Genomic DNA, 562 nt, shown 5'->3' on the forward strand with positions numbered 1-562 from the left:
TCAATTCCGCTATTAACGCCTTTAGTATCCATTTTAGCGTCAATGTTCCAAGAGCCTGAACTAATAGCACCCTCGACTTGCTTAATTTCGCCCTCTAGCCTATTAGCTTGTGTTTCTACTGTACCTAAATCTCTAGTAAGTTGTAGCCATTTCTTTTGACCTGCTGACGTCCCTTTGTCAACCGTAGAAAGTTCTTCTTTTAATTTTGTTGCTTTGTCACGTGATAAGCCCAACTGCGTTTGTAAGTTCTTCTGCAATTGCGCCATTTTCCCGGTATTTGTGGGGTCAAGTTTTAGAGCTTCACGTAAGTTTTTAGCTTCTCCTCTAAGCCCTGACATTGCGGTATTAACGCCTTTAAGTGAGTTCTCGAATTTCGTTGTATTACCGTATATCTCGACCTCAAATGTTGCATTACTTGCCATTACATACCCTTTCTTTTACGCCTTTTCTCTTTTTCTTTTTCCTCTTTCTTTTTCTCTGCAATAAGTTCGATTATTTTATAAACAAGTTCTAGTTCCATTTCCATGAACTGTGTTATATCAATTTCATTATTGCCCAAAAC

The 562-nt window shown here is 38.3% G+C and carries 1 protein-coding gene; it reads right to left on the reverse strand.

All coding sequences use genetic code 11. The annotated features are described in order from the left end of the window. Nucleotides 1-422, reverse strand: a 422-nt coding sequence (locus D9V42_RS14785) for a hypothetical protein (RefSeq protein ID WP_208639096.1), incomplete at its 3' end; no start/stop codon positions are given. Nucleotides 423-562 lie beyond the last annotated feature (140 nt).

It is taken from the genome of Staphylococcus pseudoxylosus (genome assembly GCF_003697915.1).
GTDB lineage: Bacteria > Bacillota > Bacilli > Staphylococcales > Staphylococcaceae > Staphylococcus > Staphylococcus pseudoxylosus.